This window comes from Allorhizocola rhizosphaerae (assembly GCF_003426775.1).
Lineage (GTDB): Bacteria > Actinomycetota > Actinomycetes > Mycobacteriales > Micromonosporaceae > Allorhizocola > Allorhizocola rhizosphaerae.
This window is the reverse complement of record NZ_QJUG01000221.1, coordinates 1-13,663: the sequence shown is the minus strand read 5'-3', so window position 1 is coordinate 13,663 and position 13,663 is coordinate 1. Positions and strand designations below refer to the sequence as shown.

Sequence of the window (13,663 nt, the reverse complement as noted above, 5' to 3'; positions counted from 1 at the left end):
CTGCGCGATCGCCCGCGCCGCGCCCAGGTCGGGGCAGGCGCCCACGACGACCTCGACGCCCGCGTCGCGCAGGCGGCGCACTGCCGCGCCCAGATAAACGGCCGCGTCGGCGGGGCGGCGCAGGGCGGTGGCGTCGTTGGACCCGATCAGGATCACGGCCACGTCGGGCCGGTCGCCCAGCAGGCACCGGGCGACCTGGGTGGCCAGGTCGGACGAACGGGAGCCGGCCACGCCCACGCTGGACAGGATCACTTGCCGCCCGTCGGCCGACAGGAGCTCGGCCAGCTGCCCGCCGACCGTGTCGACGAGCCGGTCGACGCCGACGCCGAGCGCGGTCGAGTCGCCGAGCAGCACCAGGCGCAGGGGCGGGTGCTCGGGCGCGCCGACCTTGGCCCGCAGCGCGAGGCCGAGCGACGGCTTGGCGTATTTGCGGCTGCGCGCCATGATCGCCTCGGCTGTGAGCAGGGCCGCACCGCCCACCGTGCCCGCGACGAGGGTGATCGCGGTCGCTCTGCCTATCTTGCTGGCCCAAGTGCTCATGCCTGTTGCTCCGATGTCTCCAGCGTGTCCACTGTGGACGGCGATTCGGGGTGTCGCACCGCCTCCCACACGCGGCGGCGCAGTTGCGCCCACCGCCCCCACGGGCCGCGCTCGTGGCCGGCCACGCGCACGCCGCTCACCTCCGTGCCGGCGTGCCGGACCGCCTCGACCGCAGCCTGTGGCAGCGACCGTACCTGATCGACGCCCATCTCGGCTGCCTCGAGTTTCACCGAAGGCGCCCGGACCGCCGCCACGACGGTCGGAAGCAGGACGGAAGCCGCGAGCGCGTAGCCCTCGGCGGACGGGTGATAGCGGTCGGTGCCGAACATGCGGGCCGGCTGGGCGGCGAACGTCGGGCCGAGCAGTGAGCCGAGCGAGACCGTCCAGCCGCCGGCCTCGACCACGGCCACCGTCTGCGCGGCCGCCAGCTGCCGGCTCCAGTTGCGCACGAGCCAGCGCAGCGGCGGCCGGATCGGTTGCACCGCACCGAGGTCCGGGCATGTGCCGACCACGACGCGCACGCCATCCGCGCGCAGACGCCGTACCGCATCGGCGAGATGGCGCACCGCCTCGGCCTGGCCGGAGCGGTGGGTCACATCGTTGGCCCCGATCAGGATCACGGCCACGTCGGGCCGCAGCTCGAGCGCCTCCTCGACCTGATACACCAGACGGGCCGACACGGAGCCCGACACCGCCAGGTTGATCAGCTCGACGGGCTGGTCGAGCCGCCGGGACAGGCCGGTGGCGATGAGCGCACCGGGCGTCTGCCGGGCCTTGGTCACACCCAGCCCCGCAGCGGACGAATCTCCCAAAAGCACTAGTCGAAGTGGATGGCCGCCACCGGTCTTGGGTCCGTAGATCCCGTCGGCGCGCGGTGGCGGGGCCACGGCCAGCGGGATGGTCGCGTGCGCGATCGCCACCTGGCCCGCGAGAACGCCGAAGGCCGCGACGCCCGCGGCCGCGACGGCGCTGCCGCCGTAAAGCAGAAGCCGAGCCCAATCGAGCCGTTCGCGAGTGGAGGCCCTCTCTTTCGAGAACGCAGTACTCTCGTTAACACGGCTCATGGCACGAGGTTATCGAAAGCCCTAACACAACCCCATGAATTTACCAGTGGAGTGGACATGGCGAGCACCATGCGCAGAGCGGCCGCCTTCTCGGCGCTGTGGAAGGCCCTCACGTCCCGCGGTGGCGCGCCGATCGGCCGCAGGCTCGGTGCGATGCCCAGGATGTTCTGGCACACGCTGACCGGGCGCTATGACGGCGCCGGCAGGCTGTTCCTGATCGCGGCGGGTGCCGCCTACGTGCTCTCGCCGATCGACCTGCTGCCCGAGATGGTGCTCCTGCTGCCCGGGTTGCTCGACGACGCGTTCATCGTGACCTGGGTGGCCGGGGCCCTGCTCGACGAGACCGACCGCTTTCTGCGCTGGGAGCAGGCCCGCCAGGGCGGCGTGGTGATCGACGGCGAGGTCGCCTGAACGGGTCGGAGACATTCGCAACGGGTGTGCCCGGATCGCTTCGCGCTCGGCCACACCCGCGCAAGAGCACGGCTTCGCCTGAACGGTCCATAAGCTGGGTTCGGGGCGGCTTAGTAGGCTTGGGGCGTGCGCTACTACGAAAACGTCGTCGAGCTGATCGGCAACACCCCCCTGGTCAGGCTGCGCAATGTCACCGATGGCATGCCCGCCACCGTGCTAGCCAAGATCGAATACTTGAACCCGGGCGGCTCGGTCAAGGACCGGATCGCGCTGCGCATGGTCGAGGCGGCCGAGCGCGACGGGCAGCTCTCGCCGGGCGGGACCATCGTCGAGCCGACGAGCGGCAACACGGGCGTGGGCCTGGCCCTGGTGGCGCAGCTCAAGGGATACAAGTGCGTCTTTGTCTGCCCCGACAAGGTGAGCGAGGATAAACAAAACGTTCTCCGTGCGTACGGAGCCGAGGTCGTGGTCTGCCCGACCGCGGTCGCACCCGAGGACCCGCGCTCCTACTACAACGTCTCCGACCGGCTGGCCCGCGAGATCCCCGGCGCGTGGAAGCCCAACCAATACGCCAACGTCAACAACCCGATCTCGCACTACGAGACGACCGGCCCGGAGATCTGGGAGCAGACCGAGGGGCGGATCACCCACTTCATCGCGGGCGTGGGCACCGGCGGCACCATCTCCGGCATCGGGCGCTACCTCAAGGAGCGCAACCCGTCCGTGAAGATCATCGGTGCCGATCCCGAGGGCTCGGTGTACTCCGGCGGCACCGGGCGGCCCTACCTGGTCGAGGGCGTGGGCGAGGACTTCTGGCCGGAAACCTACGACCGCACGGTCTGCGACGAGATCATCGAGGTGAGCGACAAGGAGTCGTTCCACCTGACCCGGCGGCTCGCCCGCGAGGAGGGCCTGCTGGTCGGCGGGTCGTGCGGCATGGCCGCGGTCGCCGCGCTGCGGGTGGCCGCCACCGCCGAGCCGGATGACGTGGTCGTCGTCCTGCTGCCCGATGGCGGACGCGGGTACCTCTCAAAAATCTTCAATGATGAATGGATGATGCGGTACGGATTCCTCGGCACGAGCGTGGGCGGCACCACGGTCGCCGACGTGCTCGCGGGCAAACCGGGCAAGCTGCCCGAGATGGTCCACGTGCACCCGACCGACACCGTGCGCGACACCATCGACATCATGCGGGAATATGGCGTGTCCCAGCTGCCCGTGCTCAAGGCCGAGCCGCCCGTGGTCACGGGCGAGATCGCGGGCTCCATCGCCGAGAAGGATCTGCTCGACGCGCTGTTCACCGGCGGGGCACACCTGCACGACGCCGTCGAGCGGCACATCGGCCCGCCCTTGCCCATGATCGGTGGCGGCCAGCCGGTGTCGGAGGCCGTGGCCCTGCTCGAAAAGTGCGACGCCGCAATGGTTCTCGTCGACGGCAAGCCGGTCGGCGTGATCAGCCGGCAGGACGTGCTCACCCATTTGGCTTAGCCCGCCCCGCTCGCGCGTCTGGCTGGCTTAGTCGATCCACCGATTGGTTGATAGGTGCTCTCCATCAACTGATGTTCCGGCCGGGCGATTCGCCGAACGGCCGGCACGGCGATGCTCGATGCATGGCAATCATCGAGGTTACCAACCTGCATAAGCGATACGGCGGCACAGTCGCGGTCGACGATGTGTCGTTCGCCGTTGAGCCCGGTGAGATATTCGGCATTCTCGGCCCCAACGGTGCGGGCAAGACCACGACGGTGGAATGCGTCTCAGGGCTGCGCGCACCCGACCGAGGATCGATCACCGTGCTGGGCTTCGACCCGCGGCGTGACCGCGACGAGCTGCGGCAGCGGGTCGGGGTACAGCTTCAGGAGAGCAGGCTGCCCGACAAGCTCAGGCTATGGGAGGCCCTCGACCTGTACAGCTCGTACTATCGCCGGCCCGCCGACTGGAACCGGCTGCTGGAAAGCCTGGGCCTGGCCGACAAGCGGAACACCCCCTACCACAAGTTGTCCGGTGGCCAGAAGCAGCGGCTGTCGATCGCCTTGGCGCTGGTGGGTAGCCCCACCATCGCGGTACTCGACGAGCTGACCACCGGGCTCGACCCGCAGGCACGGCGGGACACCTGGGATCTGATCGAACAGGTGCGCGATTCGGGGGTCACCATCGTGCTCGTCACGCATTTCATGGACGAGGCCGAGCGGTTGTGCGACCGGCTGGCGTTGATCGACTCGGGCCGGATCGTCGCGCTGGACACGCCGAGGGGTCTGATCGCACAGGTCGCCGCGGAGCAGCGGGTCCTGTTCCGGCCGTCCGCCCGGTTCGACGAGCGGCTGCTGCTGGAAGTCCCCGAGGTGACCAGCGTGCAGCAGCGCGGAGAGCAGCTGGTGGTCACCGGCACCGGCAACGTGTTGCATGCCGTGACCTCGGTGCTGGCCCGCAACCACATCATCGCCCAGGATCTGCGCGTCGAGCAGGCCAGCCTCGACGACGCGTTCGTCTCGCTGACCGGCCGGCCGCTGACCCTTGACGCATAAGGAGACCCTGTCATGTCAACGTTGTGGAAAACGACCGTCGTCGAGACCAAGCTGTTCCTGCGAGAGCCGAAGACGGTGCTCCTTGGAATGCTGCTGCCGACCGCGATCCTGCTCCTGCTTGGCGCCATCCCGATCCTGCGGGAGCCGTCGGCCGAGTACGGCGGGGCCCGGTTCGTGGACTTCTGGGCGCCGACCGCTCTCGTGATGGCCCTGGGAATGCTTGGGCTGCAACATATCCCGGCAGCCGTCGCCGCGTACCGGGAAAACGGTGTGCTGCGCCGGATGTCCACCACGCCGGTGCATCCCGCCACTGTCCTGGTGGCGCAACTCATCGTCGCCCTGGCCGCGGCCGTGGCGGCGGCGGCGGTATTGATCCTGACCGCCTGGCTGGTGCTGGATGTGCCTCTGCCACGGCATCCGCTGGGATTCGTGGCGGCGTTCGTGGCCGGTTTCGGCGCGCTGCTGGCGATCGGCATGCTGATCGCGGCCGTCACGCCGAACGCGCGGATGGCCAATGGCGTGTCGATTCTGGTCTTCATGCTGGTGATGTTCGCCGGTGGCGTGTACCTGCCGAGGTTCCTCATGCCGGAGGCCCTGGTCCGTATGGGCGACTATGCCCCACCCGGGGTGCAGGCGCTGCTGGAAACCTGGTCTGGCGACACGGCGACAGCGGCGATGGGCGGTGCCCAAGCCGCCGGGCATCTGCAACCGCTACAGCTGGGGATAATGGTGCTCATCACGGTGGGCGCGGGCTGGGCGGCAGCCAAGCTGTTCCGATGGGAGTGAACTGTGAGCTGTGACCCGGCTGGACGCGATTGGGACCGGCGGTACGACCGATTGATGGTCGTCGTGCCATGGCTGTTGCTGCCCGTGTCGGTGGTGATCAGCCAACTGGCCGCGGGTCAGACGTGGCGGGATCGGGCGGTCACGCTGACCCTGTCGGGGGTGGCGGCCCTCTGGGTCTACTTTGGTCACACCCGGGTGTCCGAGGAGCACCGGAAGCGGACCGTGCGCAACGTGGTGTACTTCGCCGGTCTGCTGGGGTTGTTCATGGCATTGATGAGCCGCGATGTGGTGTTTCTGTTGTTCACCATCACCGGCTTCTTCCATGCGTACAGTCTCAAACCGTGGCCGTTCGGCGTGGCCGGGGTGTTCGGCACCTCGGTCACGCTGAACACCCTCACCATGGGGTTCCCCGATGCGACCCCCGCGTCCATAGGTGCGTATGTAGGGGTGATCGGCATCCAGACGGCGGCGATAGGCGCCGGGATAGTGTTCGGCGAGAAGGCGATGCAGCAGCACCGGGAGCGCGAGGCGATGGTGGCCAAGCTTGAAGCGGCGCTTGAGGAGAACGCGGGCCTGCACGCTCAGCTGCTGACGCAGGCGCGCGAGGCGGGAGTGCTCGATGAGCGGCAGCGGATGGCGCGCGAGATCCATGACACGCTCGCCCAGGGGCTTACCGGCATCATCACCCAGCTTCAGGCGGCGCAACGTCTGTGGGACGGGTCCGGCCCGGCCAGGCCGCACGTCACCCAGGCGCTGAGCCTGGCCAAGGACAGCCTGGCCGAGGCCCGCCGTTCGGTACAGGCCCTGCGCCCGGGTGAGCTGGAAGGCGCCCGGCTGCCGGACGCGCTCGGTGACCTGGCGAAGCGCTGGGCCGCCGGCTCGGACACAGATCTGCATTTCGACGTCACCGGCGATCCCTTGCCGCTCAGCCCGGCGATCGATGTCGCGCTCTTCCGGGTCGCCCAGGAGGCCCTGACCAACGTGAGCAAGCACGCCCGCGCCGCACGAGTCGGCCTCACCCTCTCCTATCTCGGCGACGTCGTGCTGCTCGATGTCCGCGATGACGGCATCGGCGCCAACGGCGCAAAGACCGGCGGCTTCGGGCTCAACAGCATGAAGCAACGGATCCGGAGCGTGGGAGGCACATTGGAGATCGAGAGCGCCCCGGGCGAGGGCACCGCCATCAGTGCCAGCGTCCCCGCGATAACCGTGGCGCCGCAATGATCCGCATCCTGATCGCCGATGACCACCCAGTTGTCCGCAACGGTCTGCGCGGTGCCGTCGCGGGCGAGCCGGACATGGAGGTGTGCGGCGAGGCCGCCAACGGCAGGGAGGCGGTCGAGAAGGCGATTCGTGAAGGCGTCGACGTCGTGCTCATGGATCTGCGCATGCCCGAGATGGATGGCGTGCAAGCCATCTCCGCATTGCGCGAGCGGGCACCCGGGATCCGGGTGCTCGTGCTGACCACATTCGACAGTGAGACCGACGTCCTGCCCGCGATCGAGGCCGGAGCAACCGGATACCTGCTCAAGGACGCGGCAACCGACGAGCTGCTCCACGCCGTACGAGCGGCGTATCGCGGCGAACCGGTGCTGTCACCATCGGTCGTCGGGCACCTCATGGGTCAGGTGCGCAAGCCGGTGGGCCAGGTCCTCAGCAACCGGGAGCTCCAAGTCCTGCAACTGGTCGCGGATGGCGCCGCCAACCGTGAGGCCGCCAAGCGCTTGTTCATCAGCGAGGCGAGCATCAAGACACATCTGCTGCACATCTACGGCAAACTCGGTGTTCGCGACCGTGCCGCGGCCGTCGCGGAGGCGTACCGGCGCGGACTGCTCCAGTAAAGCGCTGGCACGACACCGCGTTTGAGGTGTCACGCGAGGCTGAACTGTAGAGAATCGCACACGCTGTCCGATGTGGCGGGTTCCCGACGCCGTTGTGTAGGCGGTAGGGAAGGTGGTGAGTGTGGTGGCACAGTCCGCCGAGATCATCGACCCGCTCCTGTGGCGGGACGCCCAGCACATCATCGACCGGCACAGCCGGCCCGATGACAACGACCAATGCGTGTGGTGTGGCCTGCAATGGCCCTGCGCACCGCGCCGGCTGGCCGACACGGCGGCGGCCGCGTCGAGCCGGCCGTGGCGCGAGCCGTGGACCGCGCGCAACGATCTGAACGATCTCCGAGCGCTGCCGCGCTGGCGGGAGGACCTGCATCGGATCGATTGAGCGGCTTTGTTCCCGGCACTGCTCGTCGTGAAGCCGGCATGCCTCCGCCGGCTGGCGCGCCACCGGCCAGGCGCCTCACGCACGGGCTGGTGTAAGGGCGAGGGCATGTGGTCATCCGGTTCCCCGCAGTCCGGTCACTGCCCTCGCCCCGCTCTTTACATTTAGCTAACTATTTCGATATGTTCCCGGGCACAACAAACGCTCCGCTCCCGGAGGAGTGCCCATGCGCACATATCGATGGTCCCTCGCGCTGAGCCTGGCCGCCGTCCTCGCCCTGGGCGTCGTCCCGGCACGCGCCGACCACCTGCCCTATCACGATCCCACACTGCCCGTGCCGACCCGGGTCGACGACCTGCTCTCCCGCATGACGCTGGATGAGAAGATCGGCCAGATGACCCAGGCCGAGCGCGGCTCGGTCACCAACGCCGACATCACCGGCTTCCGGCTCGGCTCGCTGCTGTCCGGCGGCGGCTCGGCGCCCTCGCCCAACAACGCGACGTCGTGGGCGAACATGTACGACGGCTTCCAAAACGCCGCGCTGGCAACGCCTTTGGGCATCCCGCTGATCTACGGCTCAGACGCCGTCCACGGGCACAACAACGTCGTCGGCGCCACCATCTTCCCGCACAACATCGGGCTCGGTGCGACCCGTGACCCGGCACTGGCGCAAAGCATCGGCCGCGCCGTGGCGGAGGAGGTCGCGGGCACGGGCGTCGACTGGAACTTCGCACCGTGCCTGTGCGTGGCGCGCAACGACCGGTGGGGCCGCACCTATGAATCCTTCGGCGAAAAGCCCGAACTGCCAACGCAAATGGCCTCAATCATCAGTGGTCTCCAGCCCCTGGTCCTGGCGACCGCGAAACACTACGTGGGCGACGGCGGCACGACCAACGGCACGGATCAGGGAAACACACAGCTCACCGAGGCCGAGCTGCGGGCCGTCCACCTGCCGCCGTTCCAGGAGGCGATCCGGCGCAACGTCGGCTCGGTGATGATTTCCTACAGCTCGTGGAACGGCACCAAGCTGCACGGCCACCAGTATCTCATCACGACAGTCCTCAAAGGAGAGTTGGGCTTCACCGGCTTCGTCGTCTCCGACTGGAACGGCATCGACCAGATCGACGGCGCACCGGGCTTTACGGCCGCCGAGGTCCGCGCGGCCGTCAACGCCGGCATCGACATGGTGATGGTCCCTACGGCTTGGCGTGCCTTCATTTCCCTGTTGCGTACCGAGGTGCAGGCCGGGCGGGTCACGATGGCGCGCATCGACGACGCCAACCGGCGCATCCTCACCAAGAAGTTCGAGCTCGGGCTGTTCGAGCGGCCGCTGACCGATCGCACGCTCACGCCGACCGTCGGCAACGCGGCGCACCGAGCCCTTGCCCGCCAAGCGGTTGCCAAGTCTCAAGTCGTGCTGAAGAACGCGGGCAATGTGCTGCCGCTGGCCCGGGAGAACAACCGGATTTTCGTGGCCGGCAAAAGCGCTGACAATATCGGGTACCAGAGTGGGGGTTGGACAATCTCCTGGCAGGGTGGAAGCGGGGCCATCACGCCGGGGACCACCATCTTGCAAGGCATCCGCAACACGGTCGCACCGTCCACAGTGGTCAGCTACAACCAGTCGGGTGCGGGCATCGACTCCAGCTACCGCGTCGCGGTCGCGGTGGTGGGGGAGACACCCTACGCCGAAGGGGCTGGCGACCGGCCCGGCGCGCTGGGGCTCGACACGGCCGACCTGAACGTCATCAACACTTTGCGGGCCTCGGGCGTGCCCGTGGTGGTCGTGCTCGTGTCGGGGCGGCCGCTGGACATCGCGTCCCAGCTGCCCAACTGGGCCGGGCTGGTCGCGGCGTGGCTGCCCGGCACGGAGGGCCAGGGCGTGGCGGATGTGCTGTTCAACGTCGTCGCGCCGACGGGCAAGCTCCCGGTGACGTGGATGTCGAGCGCCTCGCAGCAGCCGATCAACGACGGGGACGGCAAGACTCCGTTGTTCCCGTATGGGTTTGGGCTTTCTTACTCCACCGCCACGCGCAGCGCCTACTCGCAGGTGCAGGCGGAGACCTTCGACGCGCAGTCGGGCACGCAGACGGAGGCGACGACGGATACGGGTGGCGGGCAGAACGTGGGCTGGATCGCGCCCGGCGACTGGCTCGCCTACACCAATGTGGACTTCGGATCGGTGTCGGCGGTGTCGGTGCTCACGCGAATCGCTTCCGGCGCAACGGCTTCAGGCACGATCCAGTACAGATTGGATAGTGCGACCGGGCCCATCATCGCCAGTGTGCCGGTGTCCAACACGGGTGGCTGGCAGTCATGGACCACTGCGACCACGACCCTGTCGGCGTCGGCCACGGGAGTCCACACCGTCTACCTGACCTTCACGGGTACAGGAGGCGATTTCACCAACATCAACTGGTTCCTGTTCCAGCGGTAGGCGCGCCCGCCGGCGATCGGGTCCAGTCGCTCTCTGCTTTCCGGCTCGCGGCCGGTCCGCCTCGGGCGGGCTGGCCGCGCGGATGAAACCCGGTGCGAATCGCTCTTGCCTGCGACTTGGCCGGACGCGCCGATTAGAGATCCATTCTAAAATGCCTGCAACCGATCGGGTCGGCAAACACCCATAGACTTCGTGACGGTGTCTCATGGCCGCAGGCGTCTCGCCTCGGCCCTACCCGCGTTGGCCCCACCCGCCGCGGTCGGCCGCCTGGTCCCGTGGCCCTCCTCTCGCGCCGCCTGGCCGTCTGACCCTCCCGCCCGATGTGACCGACGATGTCGTGTTCCGCGCGTTATACGCAGAGCACTTCACCGGCCTGGTCCACCTGGCATACCTCTCACCACGGGCGGCCTGCCCGTGGCCGAGGACCTGGTGCAGGACGTGTTCGTCGAGCTGCAACGCAGACGCGCGACGATCACCGACCCGATGCGCTGGCTGCGCCGCGCGCGGGGGGCAACCCGGTGCTCGGCTGGCGTCGGACCACACGATGCGTCGAAGTCCCCACGGATCGTCAGGCGCGGGCCACGCCGACGGGACACGTCATGCCGTTGGGGCCGATGCCGCAGTATCCGCTGGGGTTTTTGTCCAGGTATTGCTGGTGGTAGTCCTCGGCGTAGTAGAAGGTGTCCAGCGGGGCGAGCTCGGTGGTGATGGGGCCGTAACCGGCGCCCTTGACCACCGGTTGGAAGGCGTCGCGGGAGGCGGTGGCTTCTTCGAGTTGCGCCGCGGTGGTCGTGTAGATGGCCGAGCGGTATTGCGTGCCGATGTCGTTGCCCTGGCGCATGCCCTGGGTCGGGTCGTGGTTCTCCCAGAATGTCTTGAGGAGCGTCTGGTACGAAATGATCATGGGGTTGAAAACGACCATCACCGCTTCCGTGTGACCGGTCATCCCGGAACAGACTTCCTCATAGGTTGGATTCTGGGTGATTCCGCCCGCGTAGCCGACGGCGGTCGAGTGGACTCCATCGAGTTTCCAGAACAGGCGCTCGGCACCCCAGAAGCAGCCCATGCCGAACACCGCGACCTCGTAGCCGGCGGGCCAGGGGCCGGTCAGGGGCGTGCCGAGCACGGTGTGTGGCGCTGGGGTCACGATGGGGGTGGGGCGGCCGGGCAGCGCCTCGTCCGCGGTGGGCAGGTCCAGCTTCTTGTAGCGCAGGAACATGCCTCAATACTGCCCCAGTATCCTGACGATATGCCTTACGGGTTTGAAACGCTCGCCATCCACGCAGGTCAGGAGCCCGATCCCCGGACCGGTGCGGTGATCCCGCCCATTTTCCAGACGTCAACCTATGCCCAGGACGCGGTGGGTGCGCCCCGCCTGGGCTACGAATATTCTCGCTCCAGCAACCCGACTCGGGACTCGCTGCAGGAGTGCTTGGCCGCGATCGAGGGTGGGCGCCGCGGGCTGGCGTTCGCCAGTGGGCTCGCGGCCGAGGACACGCTCATCCGCACGGTCTGCGTGCCCGGCGATCACGTGATCATCCCGAATGACGCCTACGGCGGGACGTTCCGGCTATTCTCCAAGGTCGCCGAGCGCTGGGGGCTGGCGTGGACGGCCGCCGACGTGTCCAATGTGGACGACGTGCGGGCGAAGCTCACGTCCCGTACCCGCATGATTTGGATTGAGACGCCAACCAATCCGCTGCTGAACATCGCCGACATCGCGGCGCTGGCCCACGTGGCCCGCGATGCCAACACCCTGCTCGTCGTCGACAACACGTTCGCCAGCCCTTACCTGCAGCAGCCGCTCGCGCTCGGCGCCGACGTGGTCGTCCACTCCACCACCAAATATGTGGGCGGGCACTCCGATGTGGTCGGTGGGGCCCTCGTGCTCAATGACCCGACTCTGGCCGACTCGCTCCAGTTCCACCAGAACGCGATGGGCGCCGTCAACGGCCCGTTCGACGCGTGGCTCACCCTGCGCGGCATCAAGACCCTGGCCGTGCGCATGGAGCGGCACTGCGACAACGCCGAAAAGGTGGCCGAGTTCCTGATCGGACATCCGAAGGTCAAGCAGGTGCTCTATCCGGGGCTGGCCGAGCATCCCGGGCATGAGGTGGCGGCCAAGCAGATGCGCCGCTTCGGCGGCATGATCGCGTTCCGCACCGGCGATCCGGCCGAGGCCGAGCGGGTGTGCAACAGCACCAAGGTGTTCACGCTCGCCGAATCACTCGGTGGGGTCGAGTCGCTGATCGAGCACCCGGGGCGGATGACCCACCTGAGCGTGGCCGGCTCCGCGCTCGAAGTCCCGGCCGATCTGGTGCGCCTGTCCGTCGGCATCGAGACGATCGACGACCTGATCGGCGATCTCAAGGACGCCTTGAGCTAGACCGGAACTCCCGGCGGCACGATCCGCTGATATTCCATCGCGTAATTATCGCCGAATATGCGTAGCTGATTGCCCGAGCACTTGTACGTCTCGGGCGTCAGCAACACCTGCATCGGCTCCGTGTCGCGCACCTTGCCGTTCACCTTCCATGTGGTCGTCCCCTCCACCTGCGGGTTGCTGTAGTGGAGCGTGGTCTCGTCGGCCACGAAATTAAAGCCGACCCTGCCGTTGTGGATGACCTCGTAGTTGTTGCCGTCGGCCTGCCCGGTGCGCACCAGGTTTTCGTACAGGGTCAGCGTCGTGCCCTCGGGGGAGAACCGCACCAGCGCACCCTTGCTGGTCAGCTGCACGCGCGTGCCATAAATCTCGGCCGTGCCCGCGTATGACGTCTCGATCCAGTCGCCGACCAGGCAATCGGCGTGGGTCTTGGGCGCGGGCGGCGAGGCGATGACCTGGGAGGGTGCGGGGGTCGGCGTGGGCGGATTGCTCGTGTCGCCGCTCTCGCGCATCGTCAGGTATGCGGCCACACCGCCGCCAATGCACACGACCGCCACCACGACCAGGGCCAATACGCCCCCGACGATGGGCAGTGTCCAATTGCGACTCGTCGGCGGCGGCGCGGGGGTAGGCGACGACATGGCCCAAGCATCGCATGCCCCGACCACCCGTCCATACTGGAGCGATGGCGGACACCTGGGTCGGTGCGACGGCGAAGCAGATCGCGAGGGCGGTGCGCCGGGGTGACACCTCGGCCACGCAGGTCATCGCGGATCATCTCGATCACCTGCGCCACACCGATCCCATCGTCGCGGCCTTCCGCGTGGTCCGGGCGCCCGAGGCCCTCGCCGAGGCCGAAAAGGTCGATGACCAACCGGACCTGGGCAATCTGCCGCTGGCCGGGGTGCCCATCGCGGTGAAGGAAAACACCCCTGTGGCCGGTGTGCCAACCTTTAACGGTTCGGCGGCGGCCTGCGGGGTGGTCGCCGATAAAGACCACGAGTTGGTACGGAGGCTGCGCGGCGCCGGTGCGGTGGTCCTCGGCACCACCCGCATGCCCGAGCTCGGCCTGTGGGGAACCACCGACGACGACACCGCGGTCACGCGCAACCCGTGGGCCCTGGAACGCACGCCGGGCGGGTCGTCGGGCGGGTCGGCCGCGGCCGTGGCCTCCGGGCTGGTCCCGATCGCGCACGCCAACGACGGCCTCGGCTCGGTGCGCATCCCGGCGGCGTGCTGCGGGCTGATCGGGCTCAAGCCGGGGCGCGGCGTGCTGCCGGTGGAGCTCGGCGCGGGC

General features: G+C 68.2%; 14 protein-coding genes. 10 read left to right on the top strand and 4 right to left on the bottom strand.

Translation table 11 applies throughout. The features are described from left to right. Both DM816_RS33520 and DM816_RS33515 read right to left on the bottom strand, forming a co-directional pair. Positions 1-540 (bottom strand): GDSL-type esterase/lipase family protein (locus DM816_RS33520; RefSeq protein ID WP_117214483.1); only part of this gene is annotated, 540 nt, incomplete at its 3' end. Beyond that, positions 537-1,604 carry an SGNH/GDSL hydrolase family protein gene (locus DM816_RS33515; protein WP_117214482.1) on the bottom strand — a complete coding sequence of 356 codons (1,068 nt, stop codon included), beginning with the start codon at positions 1,602-1,604 and terminating at the stop codon, positions 537-539. The genes DM816_RS33520 and DM816_RS33515, both read right to left, overlap by 4 nt. Positions 1,605-1,661: 57 nt before the next feature. Here DM816_RS33515 and DM816_RS33510 point away from each other — a divergent pair, with 57 nt between their 5' ends. The 8 genes from DM816_RS33510 to DM816_RS33475 all read left to right on the top strand — a co-directional run bounded on the left by DM816_RS33510 (position 1,662) and on the right by DM816_RS33475 (position 9,983). Beyond that, positions 1,662-2,015, top strand: coding sequence for a YkvA family protein (locus DM816_RS33510; RefSeq protein WP_117214486.1), 354 nt, complete (start codon positions 1,662-1,664; stop codon positions 2,013-2,015). Between the two features lie 126 nt (positions 2,016-2,141). Then, on the top strand, positions 2,142-3,503 hold the full coding sequence (locus DM816_RS33505) for a cystathionine beta-synthase (RefSeq protein ID WP_117214481.1): 1,362 nt from the start codon (positions 2,142-2,144) through the stop codon (positions 3,501-3,503). Between the two features lie 122 nt (positions 3,504-3,625). Next, on the top strand, positions 3,626-4,540 hold the full coding sequence (locus tag DM816_RS33500; RefSeq protein WP_117214485.1) for an ABC transporter ATP-binding protein: 915 nt from the start codon (positions 3,626-3,628) through the stop codon (positions 4,538-4,540). Positions 4,541-4,552: 12 nt separating this feature from the next. Beyond that, on the top strand, positions 4,553-5,326 hold the full coding sequence (locus tag DM816_RS33495) for an ABC transporter permease (protein ID WP_117214480.1): 774 nt from the start codon (positions 4,553-4,555) through the stop codon (positions 5,324-5,326). 54 nt (positions 5,327-5,380) lie between these two features. After that, positions 5,381-6,550, top strand: a complete 1,170-nt coding sequence (locus DM816_RS33490) for a sensor histidine kinase (RefSeq protein WP_117214479.1) — start codon at positions 5,381-5,383, stop codon at positions 6,548-6,550. Continuing rightward, entirely contained in the window at positions 6,547-7,167 is a 621-nt protein-coding gene (locus tag DM816_RS33485) for a response regulator (RefSeq protein WP_117214478.1), read from the top strand. The genes DM816_RS33490 and DM816_RS33485 overlap by 4 nt, the downstream gene beginning before the upstream one ends. A 121-nt stretch (positions 7,168-7,288) precedes the next feature. Beyond that, positions 7,289-7,549: a hypothetical protein gene (locus DM816_RS33480; protein ID WP_246002504.1), complete on the top strand. Its 261-nt coding sequence runs from the start codon at positions 7,289-7,291 to the stop codon at positions 7,547-7,549. A 223-nt stretch (positions 7,550-7,772) separates the two neighbouring features. Then, positions 7,773-9,983, top strand: coding sequence for a glycoside hydrolase family 3 N-terminal domain-containing protein (locus DM816_RS33475; protein WP_211588964.1), 2,211 nt, complete (start codon positions 7,773-7,775; stop codon positions 9,981-9,983). 568 nt (positions 9,984-10,551) lie between these two features. On the opposite strand, the gene msrA is transcribed toward DM816_RS33475, so the two are convergent. Then, positions 10,552-11,202, bottom strand: a complete 651-nt coding sequence (gene msrA, locus DM816_RS33470; protein ID WP_117214476.1) for a peptide-methionine (S)-S-oxide reductase MsrA — start codon at positions 11,200-11,202, stop codon at positions 10,552-10,554. 30 nt (positions 11,203-11,232) lie between these two features. Here msrA and DM816_RS33465 point away from each other — a divergent pair, with 30 nt between their 5' ends. Continuing rightward, a complete protein-coding gene (locus DM816_RS33465) occupies positions 11,233-12,369 on the top strand; it encodes a cystathionine gamma-synthase (protein ID WP_117214475.1) in 1,137 nt (378 codons plus the stop codon). On the opposite strand, the gene DM816_RS33460 is transcribed toward DM816_RS33465, so the two are convergent. Then, positions 12,366-13,007 carry a hypothetical protein gene (locus DM816_RS33460; RefSeq protein WP_162908095.1) on the bottom strand — a complete coding sequence of 214 codons (642 nt, stop codon included), beginning with the start codon at positions 13,005-13,007 and terminating at the stop codon, positions 12,366-12,368. The genes DM816_RS33465 and DM816_RS33460 overlap by 4 nt on opposite strands. Positions 13,008-13,051: 44 nt before the next feature. Here DM816_RS33460 and DM816_RS33455 point away from each other — a divergent pair. After that, a partial coding sequence (locus DM816_RS33455; protein ID WP_162908094.1) for an amidase family protein occupies positions 13,052-13,663 on the top strand: 612 nt, incomplete at its 3' end.

Bases quoted from the DNA above. Each gene is read 5' to 3' on its own strand.
- DM816_RS33465 (WP_117214475.1), top strand. From the start codon at position 11,233: ATGCCTTACGGGTTTGAAACGCTCGCCATCCACGCAGGTCAGGAGCCC.
- msrA (WP_117214476.1), bottom strand. From the start codon at position 11,202: ATGTTCCTGCGCTACAAGAAGCTGGACCTGCCCACCGCGGACGAGGCG.
- DM816_RS33485 (WP_117214478.1), top strand. From the start codon at position 6,547: ATGATCCGCATCCTGATCGCCGATGACCACCCAGTTGTCCGCAACGGT.
- DM816_RS33460 (WP_162908095.1), bottom strand. From the start codon at position 13,007: ATGTCGTCGCCTACCCCCGCGCCGCCGCCGACGAGTCGCAATTGGACA.
- DM816_RS33510 (WP_117214486.1), top strand. From the start codon at position 1,662: ATGGCGAGCACCATGCGCAGAGCGGCCGCCTTCTCGGCGCTGTGGAAG.
- DM816_RS33475 (WP_211588964.1), top strand. From the start codon at position 7,773: ATGCGCACATATCGATGGTCCCTCGCGCTGAGCCTGGCCGCCGTCCTC.
- DM816_RS33490 (WP_117214479.1), top strand. From the start codon at position 5,381: ATGGTCGTCGTGCCATGGCTGTTGCTGCCCGTGTCGGTGGTGATCAGC.
- DM816_RS33495 (WP_117214480.1), top strand. From the start codon at position 4,553: ATGTCAACGTTGTGGAAAACGACCGTCGTCGAGACCAAGCTGTTCCTG.
- DM816_RS33515 (WP_117214482.1), bottom strand. From the start codon at position 1,604: ATGAGCCGTGTTAACGAGAGTACTGCGTTCTCGAAAGAGAGGGCCTCC.
- DM816_RS33500 (WP_117214485.1), top strand. From the start codon at position 3,626: ATGGCAATCATCGAGGTTACCAACCTGCATAAGCGATACGGCGGCACA.